Origin of the sequence: Rhodobium orientis (genome assembly GCF_003258835.1) — a bacterium.
In the GTDB taxonomy this organism is placed as follows: domain Bacteria; phylum Pseudomonadota; class Alphaproteobacteria; order Rhizobiales; family Rhodobiaceae; genus Rhodobium; species Rhodobium orientis.
Genome location: NZ_NPEV01000057.1, coordinates 1 through 14,886, shown reverse-complemented (window position 1 = coordinate 14,886; position 14,886 = coordinate 1). Strand labels below are relative to the sequence as shown.

Genomic DNA, 14,886 nt, shown 5'->3' with positions numbered 1-14,886 from the left:
GAGAACGACAATGCATCTCGGACGCGTCATCGGAACGGTCGTCTCGACCAGCAAGGACGCAACGCTTGCCGGCAGCAAGCTTTTGATCGTCGCCCGCCTGACGGAAAAACAGGAGCCCGACGGCTTCACCGAAATCGCCACCGACACGGTCGGCGCCGGCTACGGCGAGATCGTCATCGTCACCACCGGCAGCGCCGCGCGGCAGACTGGAACCCTCGATCGCTCCGTCACCGATGCCAGCATCGTCGGCATCGTCGACAGCGTCGAGACCCACTAGGGAGCGGACAATGGCCACCACCGCGCACGATGCGCTGATCGAACGGCTGCTTGGGGCGGAACGCCCCGGCATGGCGCACGCTTCGCTGACCCTGGCCGACGCCGAGTGCCTTGCCGCCAGCGCCGAGGCCAAGGCGCGGCAGATGGGGCTGGCCGTCGTCGTCGCGGTGGCGGATGCCGAAGGACAGCAGATCCTGTTCCACAGGATGGACGGCAGCCTGCCGGCGAGCATCGCGCTGGCAACCGACAAGGCCTGGACGGCCGCGGCCTTGCGCATGTCGACCGACGACCTCGGCCATCTCGCGCAGCCGGGCCAGATGCTCTTCGGCATCGAGGCGACCCATGGCGGGCGCATCGTCGTCTTCGGCGGCGGCGTGCCGTGCCGGCGCCGCGGCACGGTGATCGGCGCCATCGGTATCAGCGGCGGCACGGCGGATGAGGACGTGGTGATCGCCCGCCACGCCGTGGACGCGTTTTCGAACATCACGGGGCACGACCCCGCCAAAGGAGCGGAAAAATGAACGACCAGGAAATCAGCGACACCGTGGCCCGGGTGCTCGGCGGCTATGGAGAGGCGGCACAGGCGGCACCCATTATTCCCGCTCCTGCTCCCGCCCCTGCAGTCAACGCGAACGGTGCGGCGACCAGCGGAACCGACACTGCGGTCATTGAAAAAGCCGCTCCTAAGACCGGCAGCGCGACTCCGGCTCCCGCGGACGTCGACGATCTGATCGCCAGCATCCTGGCCGATGCGGGATCGACGCCGGCGGCGCGCAAGGGCCCGGCCTACGTGCCCGGCTCGAAGCGCTGCTGCTGGCAGCCCGCCCGCCCCGTCGACGATCCGGTCGACGACATCGTCAGCCAGGCATTGATCACTGCGCTCCGCCAAACCGGCGGTTCGGCTCCCCAGCCAATACCCTCGGCGTTTGCACCGGCACCGGCCGGCGACGACGAGACCATGACCCCGGGCGACGGCGTCTTTGCCACCATGGACGAGGCCATCGCGGCGGCCGAGCTGGCGCAGCGCCAGTACCTGTTCTGCTCGATGGCCGCGCGCAAGCAGTTCGTCGAGGGCATCCGCGAGGTCTTCCTCGATGAGGCAACGCTTGAGCGCATCTCCGAGATGGCGGCTGAGCAGACCGGCATGGGCAACGTCGCCCACAAGATCATCAAGAACCGCCTGGCCGCCGAAAAGGCTCCCGGCGTGGAAGACCTGACCACCGACGCTGAGACCGGCGACGGCGGGCTGACGCTGGTCGAATATTCGCCCTTCGGCGTGATCGGCGCGATCACGCCGACCACCAACCCGACAGAGACGATCATCTGCAACGCCATCGGCATGCTGGCCGCCGGCAATTCGGCCGTCTTCAGCCCGCACCCGCGCGCAACGGAGGTCTCGCTCCTCGCGGTCAAGCTGATCAACCGCAAGCTCGCGGCCCTCGGCGCGCCGGCCAATCTGGTGGTGACGGTGCAAAAGCCGTCGATCGACAACACCAACGCCATGATGAACCACCCGAAGGTGCGGATGCTGGTCGCCACCGGCGGCCCGGGCATCGTCAAGGCGGTGATGTCGACCGGCAAGAAGGCGATCGGCGCCGGCGCCGGCAATCCGCCCGTCGTCGTCGACGAGACCGCCGATATCGAAAAGGCGGCCCAGGACATCGTCAATGGCTGCAGCTTCGACAATAACCTGCCCTGCATCGCGGAAAAGGAAGTCATCGCGGTCGACCAGATCACCGACTACCTGATCGCCTGCATGCAGAAATGCGGCGCCTATCTGGTCACCGATCCGGCCGTCGTCGCGAAGCTTGAGGCGCTGGTGATCAACAACAAGGGCGGCCCGCAGACCTCCTGCGTCGGCAAGAGCGCGGCCTATCTGCTCGACAAGATCGGCATCCGGGTCGGCGACGAGGTCAAGGTGATCCTGGCCGAACTGCCCAAGGACCACCCCTTCGTCCAGGAAGAGCTGATGATGCCGATCCTGCCGGTGGTGCGGGTGCCGAGCGTCGACGATGCCATCGACCTGGCCGTCGAGGTGGAACACGGCAACCGCCACACGGCGATGATGCACTCCACCAATGTGCGCAAGCTGACCAAGATGGCGAAGCTCATCCAGACCACGATCTTCGTCAAGAACGGCCCCTCCTATGCCGGCATCGGCGTCGGCGGCGAAGGCTTTGCGACCTTCACCATCGCGGGGCCCACCGGCGAGGGGCTGACCTCGGCCAAGTCGTTCGCCCGCAAGCGGAGATGCGTGATGGTCGAGGCCCTCAACGTGCGCTGATCCGCGCGCCACACGAACAAGAGAAGACGTCAGATCATGTTGAATACCCGCATCGTCAACGCACCTCACCTGGACGTGCTTCAGATGCTGCAGCGGCGCATGCCGCCGCATGGACGCGCCTATATCCGGGACAACCCGATCGGCGCCGTCGGCCTGATCCAGTCCCATGTGACCGATCTGTTCTTCTTCTCCGACATCGCGCTGAAGGCGGCCGACGTCTTCACCGTCGAGATCTACGGAACCTGCCCGCAGCACGTCACGTCGCTCGCGGTCATGGGGGAAGTGTCCGCGGTCCGCACGGCGATGGACGCCATCGAAGCGCAGCACTCCCCCTTCTGAACACCCCGCCCTTCGGGAAAGACAAGGTAATAACGTCATGGACAGCATCGACTACGAAACAGAGGGCACGGTCTTCGACATTCAGCGCTACTCGATCCACGATGGACCGGGGGTCCGCACCATCGTCTTCCTGAAGGGTTGCCCGTTGCGCTGCCGCTGGTGTTCCAACCCGGAATCCCAGAACGCGGAGCCGGAGCTGTTCTACCGCGCCTCCAGCTGCATCCGTTGCGGCCAGTGCGTGCCGGTCTGTCCGACAAAGGCGCTGTCGCGGGAAAACCCGGGCTTCGTCGATCGCGACAAATGCGTCAAATGCGGCACCTGCACGAAGGTCTGCCCGACCGACGCGCTGACCATGACCGGCAAGCTGATGTCGGTGCGCGAGGTGATGATCGAACTGCGCAAGGACGCCACCCAATACCGCCGTTCCGGCGGCGGCGTCACGCTTTCCGGCGGCGAACCGCTGTTCCAGCACGTCTTTGCCAGGGAGCTGTTGAAGGCCTGTCACGAGCAGGGCTGGAACACCGCGATGGAGACGACCGGCTACACCACCCGCGACGTGGTGCGCGACGTGATGCCCTATGTCGACCACGCGCTGATCGACCTGAAGGCGATCGACCCGAAGGCGCACCAGGCCAATACCGGCGTCGACAACCGTATCATTCTGGAAAACGCGCTCTGCATCGCTTCCCTGACCCATGCCGTCGTCCGCGTTCCGGTCGTGCCGGGCGTGAACGACAGCGAAGAGGCGGTCGAAGCGGTTGGCCGGTTCGCCAAGCTGATGCCCGGCGTCGATACCGTGCACCTCCTGCCGTACCACACCTATGGCGAGAATAAATACGCCCTTCTCGACCGACCCTACCCGATGGGCGACATCGCCAACATGAAGCCGGACGACGTCTCGCACCTCGTGAAGGTGGTCGAGGGCATGGGTTTGAACTGCGAAATCGGCGGCTAACAAAACGTCAGGAAACGGCGCCATGAAGTCGACCTACACCAGCTCCGAATCGGTAACGGAAGGCCACCCGGACAAGGTCTGCGACCAGATCTCGGATGCGGTTCTTGATGCCTATCTGGACCAGGACCCTGAGGCCCGGGTCGCGGTGGAGGTCATGGCCTCGGGCAACAGCCTGCATATCGCCGGCGAGGTTACCTCGACGGCGCGGGTCGACGTGGTCGCCGTCGCCCGCAAGGTGCTGCGCCGGATCGGCTACACCGATCCCGCCCTCGGCTTCGATGCCGAGGGTTGCTTCGTGCTGACCGATCTGCACGAACAGTCGCCGGACATCGCGCAAGGGGTATCGCGCGACAACGAGCTCGGCGCGGGCGACCAGGGCATCTTCTACGGCTACGCCTGCGACGAGACCGAGACGCTGATGCCCGCCGCCATTCACTATGCGCACCGCCTGACCGAGGCGCTGACGGCAGCGCGCAGGTCCGGCCGCCTCGATTGGCTGCGGCCCGACGGCAAGGCGCAGGTTACCTTCCGCAACGACGCCAGCGGACGCCCGGCGGAACTGACGAGCCTCGTCCTTGCCGCCCAGCACGCGCCCGATATCGGCCGCGAAGAGATGCTGCGCGGTCTCATCGAAGAGGTGATCGCGCCGGTGATGGGCGGCTGGCTGCGGCGCGACACCAGGGTGCTCATCAACCCGACCGGACGCTTCGTCTTGGGCGGTCCGGCGGCCGACACCGGCCTCACGGGGCGCAAGCTCATGGTCGACACCTATGGCGGCATCGGCCGGCACGGCGGCGGCGCCTTTTCCGGCAAGGACGCGACCAAGCTCGACCGCACGGCCGCCTATATGGCGCGTCTGATCGCCAAAACCGTCGTCGCCGCCGGTCTTGCGTCCCGTTGCGAAATTTCACTCGCGTTTGCGATAGGTCAGAGCCAACCGGAAATGATTGGTGTAACAGCCGAGGACGAGTGCGGCCTGGACTCAGACGCGTTGGCGCGGGCGATCCGCTCGGTGTTTCCGCTGTCCGTATCGGGCATGATCGACGCGCTCGCATTACGCCGGCCGATCTTTGAGAAGACGGCGGCGTACGGCCATTTTGGCAGAGAGATGGAGGGTTTCGTTTGGGAGCGGGCGGATCGGACGGACGCCCTCAGTAAGGCTTGCCAGTGAAAGCGGACTTTCTGGAAAGGCCCAACCGCGACGAGACATCAGCATCGCGCAGAGGCCTGGAAATCGCCGGGGCAAAAGCCGCCGGACGGAGACGTTTGGCCAATTTGACCAGCGTCGATATGCTGCAGAAGGTCCAGGACAATTTCAGCGCCGCCGTCGGTGTCGCCATGGTCATCGTCGACCCGCAGGGCGAGCCGGTGACCAATCCGAGCAGTTTCAGCCGTTTCTGCCAGACCATCCGCAGCCATCCGGCATGGCGTGAGCGCTGCTACCATTGCGACGCGGTCGGCGGGCGCACCGCGCTTTCGAACGGCGGCCCCTCCATTTACAAGTGCCATGCGGGCCTCGTCGACTTCGCGGCGCCCATCACCATGTGCGGCGAGTATCTGGGTGCCGTGATCTGCGGCCAAGTGAACCTGACGGATGGCGACACGGCGGCCGATCTCGTCGACATGTCCGGCCTGTTCCCGACCGAACGGTCCTGGCGCGAGGAGGCCGACCTCCTGCCGCTCTACGACGAAACCGGCGAGATCACCTATGAGCGGCTGCGCTCGGCCGCCTCTTCGCTCTGCTACATCGCCTCCTACATCGTGGAGGAGAGCTACGCCAACAGCGTTACCCAGGAACTCTACGCCAAGAACCTGCGCCTGATGGAGGAATCCAAGCGCCGCGCCGAGCTGGAGCGGTCGCTGCGCGAGGCGGAGTTGCAGGCGCTGTCCTATCAGGTCAATCCCCATTTCCTGTTCAACGTGCTGAACACGATCGGCCGGCTCGCCCTGATCGAAGGGGCAGAGGAGACCGAGACGACAGTCCACGCCTTCGCCGACATGATGCGCTATGTCCTGAAGAAGAGCGGCTCGCAATTCGTTCCGCTGGCAACGGAACTGGAGCACGTCCAGAACTACCTCTATCTGCTCCGGCTGCGCCTCGGCGATCGCTTCAACTTCCACGTCGACGTGCCCGACGAACTCAGCATGACCACCTGCCCCTTCATGGTGCTGCAGCCGATCGTGGAAAATTGCATCAACTATGCCATCGAACCGCGCGAGAGCGGCGGTCTGGTGGACATTCTGGCCTATCAGGACGGACGCGACGTGATCGTCGACATCGTCGACAACGGCGACGGCATTCCGGCCGGGCGCAAGCAGGCGGTGCTGGCGGGCGCTGCCGACCGGGACGGCCGCAAGAGCATCGGCCTGTACAATGTCGACAGCCGCCTGCGACACTATTTCGGCGACGACCATCACCTGGAGATCGTCAGTCCCTACCGGGGCGGACGGGGAACGCTGGTGCGCCTTCGCCTGCCGATCGACTTCGATGAGGCGGCGTTTTGAATCCCGCCTGACCTGCAGCCCGACCACACGGATCCTTGACCCATGTTCGACATCGCGATCATCGAAGACGAGGAACTGGAGCGGCGCGCCCTGCGCAAGATCCTTGAGACGAATCTCGACGGCGTGAACATCATCGGCGAGGCGCGCAACGGCAGCGAGGCGGTGCATCTGCTGGACGCATATTCCATCGACCTGATGCTGGTCGACATCAAGATCCCGCGTCCGAACGGGCTGGAAATCATCCAGATGGTGCGCGACCGCGGCCTGAAGACCAAGGTCATCATCCTCACCGCCTACGACTATTTCGAGATCATGCAGGGCGCGATCCACCTCAAGGCGGACAACTTCCTGTTAAAGCCCGTGCGCACCGAAGACCTCTTGAACGCGGTCGGCGAGTGCCTGCGCTCGATCACGCCGTCGGTCGCGACTTCGGAGGCGGCGCCCGTTCTGGCCAAGCCGGTCGCCGCCACGCCGGCACCGTCCGGAGAGACGGCGGCGATTGCCGCGCAAATCGCGACCCTCGTCGATCAGAGCGCCTATCGCCAATGCCTCGCCCTGGTGCGCCGCCACATGGAAACCATCTACGCCCGCAAGGACACTGCACCGCGCCGTGCCGTGCTGGAATATGTCCGCGCCATGGTGCAGGTGGTCGAAGACCGCGGCATGGACCTGCCGCCTGCCCTTGCTCGCCAGATCGACGCGCTGGCGTCCCAGCGCCTGGACCTCGACAGCCATTTCCAGATGCAGGAAATGCTCTGCCAGATGACGGATGTGCTGTTCGAGGCGACCGAGACCGGCGGCGCCCATGCGTCCGACCACATTCAGGACGTGCTCAACTATATCGAGCGCAACATGCACAAGGGCGTGACGCTGGAAGACGCTGCGGATTTCGCCCATATCAGCCCGTGCTACCTGAGCCGGCTGTTCCGCAAGGAGATGGACATGACCTTCATCTCCTATCTGAAGACCCAGCGCATCGAGCGGGCCAAGGAACTGCTGCGGGAAAGCGACCTGCCGATCACCAATATCTCGCTCGACCTGTCGTTCCAGGACGCCAACTATTTCTGCAAGGCCTTCAAGAAGGAAGTGGGCCTGTCGCCATCGGAATACCGTCGCAAGTACAGGCGTCGCCAGGCGGAGGCCCCGGTTGCCGCCGCGTCCACCGTCTCCGCATAGGGCGCCGGCCAGGACCGAGGCTCCGTTCGGCAAGCAGCGAACCCAGACATTCCTGGTTGATCTCGGATGTCATGAGCTCGTTGAACCGCCCTGAAGAGCGCGAGGAACCGGCCGGGGCTTTACGGATGCTGATCGAGAAGATCGTGCTCACGCCAGGTCCGGAACGCGGCGAAGTCGACGCCACGCTCTACGGTGCACCGGGAAAGATTCTGGCATGGACGGAGCGGCAAGCCCCTGGAAAAGCTTCAAAAACAAACACTCCCAAAGGGGATTCCTCGGGAGTGTTGATAGAGTTGGTTGCGGGGGCAGGATTTGAACCTGCGACCTTCAGGTTATGAGCCTGACGAGCTACCGGACTGCTCCACCCCGCGCCAAAGCGGCGCCCTGTCGGCGCCGCGGATCACTCATGTAGCAAATTGATTTGCCGATTGTAAGGGGTCCCGCGTCATTTTCCTGTCATAAAATGCTGCACCGCCGCGCGACCGGATTATTATATTGAAATAACACGGTTTTCGCCCTCTCGCGCAAGGGTGCCCGGCGCTCTCGGCCACGGACGGTGAGGCCGCATGGCAGCCCCCTCATATGCGCATGGCGATATGGGAGCCGGCGGCTCGGATCGCCTCCCCTTTCGGACGGAACGACAATTCGCACGGAGACCGCTTCCACATCCCGAAACCGGACGTCTCAGCCTGGTGTTACCCAGGAATGCCAGGCTCCAGGAGCAGCGCGCCTGGCAGCCGATCGCCTGGGGCGCCTGGCCGATGATCACACCGCGCCGGGCGGGTTCCGTTCCGGCAATTCCTCCAGAGCCGCGATGTGATGTGCAGCACTCTCCGGCGAAAAGCAGCAAAAGACGATGCGCCGAAGGGTTTTGGTTCCGGCATCCACATGGCCCGCGACTGTCGCCGCGGCGATGCGCGCCGCATGGTCCGCCGGAAAGCCGTAGACGCCGGTAGAGATCGCCGGGAAGGCAACGCTCGCCGCGCCCGCCTCCTCCGCGAGCATCAGCGAATTGCGATAGGCGCTGGCCAGAAGGTCCGGCTCGCCGCTGCCGCCGCCGCGCCAGACCGGCCCAACCGTGTGGATGACATGGCGCGCCGGCAGCCGATAGCCGCCGGTGAGCCGCGCCTCGCCCGTCGGGCAGCCGCCGAGCGTCTTGCATTCGGCGAGCAACTCCGGTCCCGCCGCGCGATGGATGGCACCGTCGACCCCGCCGCCGCCAAGAAGGCTCTCATTGGCCGCGTTGACGATGGCGTCGACCTCAAGCGTGGTGATGTCGGCGACCAGAACCTCCAGCCGCACGCCGGACCTCTCGACGGTCAGGCTGTCGCGCATGGTTTTCCCCTCACCAGAACAGACGTCGGCGTCATTCTCCCACCGACCGCACCGGCGCCGCAAGCGCCGCCGCCGGCCCCGCACCATCATCGAAACCAACCGAAAACGGCTGGCCCTTTCACGTGATCTCGTCGCGCAAATCGATGGTGCCGCGCTCGCCGATGGCCTCGAAATTCTCGTCGAGCCAGTCGCCCGCCATGCGCCGGCCGATATCGCGAAGGTGCTTCAGGAACGCCCATTCGGCGTTGACCTTGGAGGATGCGGAGAGTTCGGCGAGTTCGTGATTGCCATGGATGCGGTGCAGGCGCGCGCGGGTGTAGCGGTCCGCATCGAGCCGGCCGTCGTCGAGCAGCCGCGAGACGAACTCGATGGCACGCAGCTCCCGAAGGAGCGTGGAATTGAAGGTGATCTCGTTGACCCGGTTGAGGATTTCCCGCGCCGTCTTGGGCACGTCGGCGCGCTCGATCGGGTTGATCTGGACGAGGACGGTGTCCGCCGTGTCGGAATCGTAGAACAGCGGAAAGATCGGCGGATTGCCCATGAAGCCGCCGTCCCAATAGGCCTCGCCGCCGATCTCCACCGCCTGGTAGATCTGCGGCAGGCAGGCGGACGCCATCACCGCATCGAGCCCGATCTCGTCGCCGGAGAAGACCTTGATCTTGCCGGTCCGCACATTGGTGGCGGCAACGAACAGCCGGATGTCGCCGCAGGCCCGGACCCGGTCGAAATCGACCGCTTCCTCCACGACCTCACGCAGAGGATTGTAGTTGAGCGGGTTCATGAGATAGGGCGAGGCGAAGCGGCTCATGACGTCGAAGGCGAGATAGCTCGGCGACATATCGAGGCTCCAGTTGCCCCACAGCACGTCGCCGGGAAGCCGCTGGATCGGGCTCATCCGCGCGCGCCACGAGACCTTGCGCCAGAATTCCTTCAGCGCTGCCCGCGCGCCCTCCGCACCGCCCGAACTCCAGCCGTCGGCGACGACGACGGCGTTCATGGCGCCGGCGCTGGTGCCGGAGATGGCGGAGATCTTCAGCCGTCCGTCGGCGAGCAAGCGGTCGATGACGCCCCAGGTGAAGGCGCCGTGGGCGCCGCCACCCTGCAGGGCGAGGTTGACCGGCTTCGGGCCGTCGGGCGCAGGCGCTTTTCCGGCGCCGCGTTTGTCGGGGGTCTTTGCGGCCTTGGCCATGACGTTTCCGGCCTAGAGCGCAGTCCAGCCGCCGTCGACGGAGATCGAGGTGCCGGTGATCTGGCGCGCCGGCGGCGAGCACAGGAACACGGCGGTGCCGCCGATCTCTTCCACGGTGGCGAATTCCTTGGAGGGCTGGCGATCCAGCATGACCTCGCGGATGACGTCCTCGCGCGACATGTTGTGCACCTTCATCTGCTCCGGGATCTGCGCTTCGACGAGCGGCGTCATGACGTAGCCGGGGCAGATGGCATTGCAGGTGATGTCGACCTCGGCGGTCTCAAGGGCAACGGTCTTGGTCAGCCCCATCATGCCGTGCTTGGCCGAGACATAGGCCGATTTGAACGGCGAGGCCGTCAGCCCGTGCGCCGAGACGATGTTGACGATGCGCCCCCAGCCCGCCTTCCGCATGCCCGGCAGGGCGGTGCGGATGGTGTGGAACGAGGACGACAGGTTGATGGCGAGGATCGCATCCCACTTTTCCGGCGGAAACTCCTCGATCGGCGAGACGAACTGGATGCCGGCATTGTTGACGAGGATATCGACCGAGCCGAGGGCCTTGGTCGCTTCCTCGATCAGCCGGACGCAGGCCTCGCCCTTCGACATATCGGCCTGGATGTAGCGCGCGGTGACGCCATAGGTCTTCTCGATTTCGGCGGCCAGCGCGTGGTCGTCTTCGTTGTCGGTGAAGGAGTTGAGAACGACGTTGCAGCCGGCCTTCGCCAGTTCCTTCGCCGTGCCGAGACCGATTCCGGAAGTGGAGCCGGTGACGACCGCATTCTTGCCTTTGAGCATGGTGTTCCTCTTGATCGTTGAGACGCCGATCCCTGGATTTCAGATAAGCATGGCGCCCGATATTGCAATGCACAAGTAATCGCTGCAACGCACAATGAAGACCCGCGCCCGGCGGCAACCCGCCTCCCTCAGGCGAACACGTCCTCCGTGCGCCGCGTAACCTCACGGTAGAGCAGCGTGATGGCGGTGAGATCGAGTGCGGCCACACAAAAGCTGATGGCGGCTGACGTGGTCACGGAGACGACCATGGCGACCGACCCCGGCAACAGGTTTTCCAGCGCCTCGGCAAGGAGCGAAGCGAGAACCCGGGCGATCAGGGTAACGACCACGAAGACCAAGACCCGGCCTCGCCAAGACGCCGTCGCGCCCCAGGCATCGCGCATGTTCAGATTGTCCCGCTCGAGCGCCCGGTCGACCAGCGCCACCCAAAGGCGCAGCATGATGATGCTGACGACCAAGACCGCGATCACCACGAACCCCAGTTGGAACAGGACGCCGCGCACCCACAGGAGGGCGCGCAGCCATGGCGCCGACATCTCGGAAAGCCAGGGCAGGACGTAGACATTGAGAGCGTAGCCAATCGCGAGCAAGATCAGCGCCAAACCGGCAAAGGCGAACACGACGACGAGCGCGAGGACAACAACCCGGTAGAAGAATCGACGCTCTATCCGACCGGGAAGGAGACCGCGACTCCACGGCCGCTCGCCCAGGATCAGATACCGGTGCCAACCGATGGCGGCTATAAGATAGAGATAGAATTGCCCAATCAGGAGAAGGCCCGAGCTTGCCAAAACTCCTTTAATCCGGTTGAGGGGCACACGAAAGATAAGAAACCCCACGTTTTCAGCGGTCATCCCATTGTAGTACCAGTCGAAGATCTCGTCCCCGACCGCACCGTAGATGGCGAACGGCAGGAACAGCAAAGCGGCAACGGCCGGATGTCGGGCGAGGACGGCAAGGCTCTGCGATACGAGCTGAAACAACGGAACGCTCCCGGCAACGGTTTCGGCCGCGCCCCGGCGCACCTGAATACAACCAATACGCGACGAGCCGTTTATCGCATCGCCCGACCTCCCCCACAACCGAAGCAATCGGTCGCAGGTCCTGCGTTCGCAGAAGGCAACGGCGGAGGCCGACTAGTCCTCGGTGCGGTCCGTTCCCTCCCGGTCGCGCTCGTAGTGATGCATCAGTGGAAACGCCGGCAGGAAGGACTCGCGCCGAATGACCCAGCTCTCATAGGTCGGCCGGAACCGGTCGGGGTCATCGAGGGCGCCGAGGTGCACCTCGACCTCGTCGCCGGTCCGCGCGAACACCGACGAGCCGCAATCAGGGCAGAAATGCCGGCCCTGGTAGTCGCTTGTCTCGCCCTCGACCGTCACCGCAGCCTCCGGAAAGATCGCCGAGGCGTGGAACAGCGCGCCGTGGTGCTTGCGGCAGTCGAGGCAGTGGCAGAGGCCGACCCGGTAGGGCCGCCCCATCGCTGCGAAGCGCACCTTGCCGCAAAGGCAGCCGCCCGTGACCGTGTCCATGGCCGTCCTCCCAAAAAATCAGGCTGACCGTACAGCTACAGCGACCGGGGCGATCACTGCAATTGCGCACAGGATCCCGCGGCATCACTCGTTGGCAGCCACCACCCTGTTGCCGCCCTTGCCCGAGGCCGGTGGGGGCATCACGCGCAGATAGGCGAGCGTCACGGCCGCCGTCGTCGTCATGCCGGCAAGGAACAGCATGGCGGTGGCATTGGTCGCCGTCAGCGCGGCCTTGAAGAAGAGGCCGATCGGCAGCGCCACCACGAAGCGGTCGATGCCGGCACTCGCCATCGCCAGCACGGCGACGATGATGCCGACGCCGGCGATCTGGCCGGCAAGCGGCGCCATCCGCTTCCAGGACTGCACGAGCCCGACCGGCTTTCGCTCCAGCGCCACGTCGACGAGCACCGGCGACAACCTGAGTACGATGGCGATGATCGCCGCGGTGGCGGCAAAAGAAAGGGCCTGCGACAGGAGGCCAGCGCCGATGCCACCGACGAGGCGTTCGATGACGAAGACGCACGGCAGGACGACGGCAAGGGCGATGATGCCGATGGCGATGGAGTTGTAGAAATAGCGGAATTCCCGCCCGCCGAGCTTGAAGCCGGTCGCCCACGGCGCCTCGCCCCTGACGAGGAAGCGATGCCAGCCGATGACGACGTTGAGATAGACCGCCGTCAGCGCGATCGTCGCCACCAGCGAGATCATGACCAGGATCGCCGGCGGTTCCGGCGCCGCGGGGAGGCCCCCCGGCCCGGCGATGCCGCTCATCTGCGGATGGGTCAGGCGCGAATAGGTCTCGAACACCAGCACCACGGCGGCGAGCGGCACGGCGAGCCGGAGCACGATCTGGAAATAGGTGAAGACCGCCGCGAGCGCTTCGAAGGCGAGGTCGAAAATCCGCATTTATGGCCCTTTCGGCATCTTTCGTCGTTCATTGCTCGCCCCCGAGCGGGCTGCAAAATGTCACCGGGGCCGGCTATTCGCAACCGCATTCGTCTATGATAGGGAAAGGACCCGGCAAAAGGCGGGCCGCCTCCGGCAACGGACGATTGCGGCCGGGCCATCGTCCCTGTTGCCGCCCATGCTGCTGCATTCTCCGATTGCGAGGCTCGCGATGACCGCGTTCGACACCAGCCTGAAGTCCCGCCGCAACAGCGTTGCCGTCGATGTCGGCGGCGTCCTGGTCGGCGGCGACAACCCGATCGTCGTCCAGTCGATGACCAACACCGACACGGCCGACGTCGAGGCGACGGTCGCGCAGGTCGCAAGCCTTGCCCGCGCCGGCTCCGAACTCGTCCGCGTCACCGTCGACCGCGACGAGGCGGCCGCCGCCGTGCCGAAGATCCGCGAAAAGCTCGACGCGATGGGCATCGACGTGCCGCTGATCGGAGACTTCCACTATATCGGCCACAAGCTGCTCGCCGCCCATCCGGCCTGCGCGGAAGCCCTTGCCAAATACCGCATCAATCCCGGCAATGTCGGCTTCAAGAGCAAGAAGGACGTCCAGTTCACCCAGATCGTGGAGACCGCGATCCGCAACGACCGGCCGGTGCGCATCGGCGTCAACTGGGGTTCGCTCGACCAGGAACTGCTGACCAGCCTGATGGACGCCAACGCCAACTCGGCAACGCCGCTCGACGCCCGCGCCGTCATGCACGAGGCGATCATCCAGTCGGCGCTGTTGTCGGCCGCGCGGGCGGAAGAAATCGGCCTCGACCGGTCGAAGATCATTCTCTCGGCCAAGGTCAGCCAGGTCCAGGACCTCGTTGCCGTCTATACCGAGCTTGCCCGCCGCTCCGACCATGCCCTGCATCTGGGCCTCACCGAGGCCGGCATGGGCTCCAAGGGCATCGTCGCCTCCTCGGCGGCCCTCGGCATCGTCCTGCAGCAGGGCATCGGCGACACCATCCGCATCTCGCTGACGCCGGAGCCGGGCGGGGATCGCAGTCGCGAAGTCGTCGTCGCCCAGGAGCTCCTGCAGGTCATGGGGCTGCGCTCCTTCGTGCCGATCGTCGCCGCCTGTCCCGGCTGCGGGCGCACCACCTCGACGGTGTTCCAGGAACTTGCCCGCGACATCCAGGACCAGATCCGCGAGGCGATGCCCGACTGGCGCAATCGCTATCCCGGCATCGAGGAACTTCAGGTCGCCGTCATGGGCTGCATCGTCAACGGCCCCGGCGAATCCAAGCACGCCGACATCGGCATCTCGCTGCCCGGCACCGGCGAGGAACCTGCCGCCCCGGTCTTCGTCGACGGCCAGAAGGTGACTACCCTGCGGGGCCCCAACCTGGCCACCGATTTCAAGGCAATGGTCGAGGACTACATCGAGAAGCGGTTCGGGGGGTAGACGTTGGCCGCACGGTGGTGCGGTCGTGGCCCTTGCACGCCAATTGCCCTTTCCTCGGCGTCATTGCCGGGCTTGACCCACTACTGTCCGGTCTAATTTTGTAGACAGGGTGCATGGCATTGATTCTACTTGGTTTCAGACGTTTCGCGGCGT

15 protein-coding genes and 1 tRNA gene are annotated in these 14,886 nt (G+C 65.2%); 9 read left to right on the top strand and 7 right to left on the bottom strand.

Annotated features, from left to right (window positions below):
• The first annotated feature begins 10 nt into the window (after positions 1 to 10).
• From CH339_RS19945 to CH339_RS19910, 8 genes are all read left to right on the top strand, one after another.
• Positions 11 to 277, top strand: coding sequence for a EutN/CcmL family microcompartment protein (locus CH339_RS19945; protein WP_111436131.1), 267 nt, complete (start codon positions 11 to 13; stop codon positions 275 to 277).
• A 10-nt stretch (positions 278 to 287) separates the two neighbouring features.
• Complete coding sequence (locus tag CH339_RS19940; protein ID WP_111436130.1) at positions 288 to 797, top strand: GlcG/HbpS family heme-binding protein; 510 nt, start codon at positions 288 to 290, stop codon at positions 795 to 797.
• A complete protein-coding gene (locus CH339_RS19935; protein WP_274609899.1) occupies positions 794 to 2,560 on the top strand; it encodes an aldehyde dehydrogenase family protein in 1,767 nt (588 codons plus the stop codon). The genes CH339_RS19940 and CH339_RS19935 overlap by 4 nt, the downstream gene beginning before the upstream one ends.
• A 36-nt stretch (positions 2,561 to 2,596) precedes the next feature.
• On the top strand, positions 2,597 to 2,899 hold the full coding sequence (locus CH339_RS19930) for a BMC domain-containing protein (RefSeq protein ID WP_201240999.1): 303 nt from the start codon (positions 2,597 to 2,599) through the stop codon (positions 2,897 to 2,899).
• A gap of 37 nt (positions 2,900 to 2,936) precedes the next feature.
• A complete protein-coding gene (locus CH339_RS19925; protein ID WP_111436129.1) occupies positions 2,937 to 3,854 on the top strand; it encodes a glycyl-radical enzyme activating protein in 918 nt (305 codons plus the stop codon).
• Between the two features lie 22 nt (positions 3,855 to 3,876).
• Positions 3,877 to 5,025: a methionine adenosyltransferase gene (gene metK / locus CH339_RS19920; protein WP_111436128.1), complete on the top strand. Its 1,149-nt coding sequence runs from the start codon at positions 3,877 to 3,879 to the stop codon at positions 5,023 to 5,025.
• 104 nt (positions 5,026 to 5,129) lie between these two features.
• The gene (locus tag CH339_RS19915) at positions 5,130 to 6,359 is read left to right on the top strand and encodes a sensor histidine kinase (protein ID WP_244669107.1); all 1,230 of its coding nucleotides are present in this window, start codon (positions 5,130 to 5,132) and stop codon (positions 6,357 to 6,359) included.
• A 42-nt stretch (positions 6,360 to 6,401) separates the two neighbouring features.
• Positions 6,402 to 7,535, top strand: a complete 1,134-nt coding sequence (locus tag CH339_RS19910) for a helix-turn-helix domain-containing protein (protein ID WP_111436126.1) — start codon at positions 6,402 to 6,404, stop codon at positions 7,533 to 7,535.
• A 294-nt stretch (positions 7,536 to 7,829) separates the two neighbouring features.
• On the opposite strand, the gene CH339_RS19905 is transcribed toward CH339_RS19910, so the two are convergent.
• The 7 genes from CH339_RS19905 to CH339_RS19875 all read right to left on the bottom strand — a co-directional run bounded on the left by CH339_RS19905 (position 7,830) and on the right by CH339_RS19875 (position 13,289).
• A tRNA-Met gene (locus CH339_RS19905) sits at positions 7,830 to 7,906 on the bottom strand.
• Positions 7,907 to 8,300: 394 nt separating this feature from the next.
• The gene (locus CH339_RS19900) at positions 8,301 to 8,870 is read right to left on the bottom strand and encodes an O-acetyl-ADP-ribose deacetylase (protein WP_111436125.1); all 570 of its coding nucleotides are present in this window, start codon (positions 8,868 to 8,870) and stop codon (positions 8,301 to 8,303) included.
• Positions 8,871 to 8,988: 118 nt separating this feature from the next.
• Entirely contained in the window at positions 8,989 to 10,059 is a 1,071-nt protein-coding gene (locus CH339_RS19895) for a patatin-like phospholipase family protein (RefSeq protein ID WP_111436124.1), read from the bottom strand.
• A gap of 12 nt (positions 10,060 to 10,071) precedes the next feature.
• Positions 10,072 to 10,854: a 3-hydroxybutyrate dehydrogenase gene (locus tag CH339_RS19890; RefSeq protein WP_111436123.1), complete on the bottom strand. Its 783-nt coding sequence runs from the start codon at positions 10,852 to 10,854 to the stop codon at positions 10,072 to 10,074.
• Between the two features lie 128 nt (positions 10,855 to 10,982).
• On the bottom strand, positions 10,983 to 11,837 hold the full coding sequence (locus CH339_RS19885; RefSeq protein ID WP_146610255.1) for a hypothetical protein: 855 nt from the start codon (positions 11,835 to 11,837) through the stop codon (positions 10,983 to 10,985).
• Between the two features lie 153 nt (positions 11,838 to 11,990).
• A complete protein-coding gene (locus CH339_RS19880; RefSeq protein ID WP_111436121.1) occupies positions 11,991 to 12,383 on the bottom strand; it encodes a GFA family protein in 393 nt (130 codons plus the stop codon).
• Between the two features lie 84 nt (positions 12,384 to 12,467).
• Positions 12,468 to 13,289 carry a hypothetical protein gene (locus CH339_RS19875; protein ID WP_111436120.1) on the bottom strand — a complete coding sequence of 274 codons (822 nt, stop codon included), beginning with the start codon at positions 13,287 to 13,289 and terminating at the stop codon, positions 12,468 to 12,470.
• 211 nt (positions 13,290 to 13,500) lie between these two features.
• On the opposite strand from CH339_RS19875, the gene ispG reads away from it, so the two are divergent.
• Positions 13,501 to 14,733 carry a flavodoxin-dependent (E)-4-hydroxy-3-methylbut-2-enyl-diphosphate synthase gene (gene ispG, locus CH339_RS19870; protein WP_111436147.1) on the top strand — a complete coding sequence of 411 codons (1,233 nt, stop codon included), beginning with the start codon at positions 13,501 to 13,503 and terminating at the stop codon, positions 14,731 to 14,733.
• Positions 14,734 to 14,886: the final 153 nt, after the last annotated feature.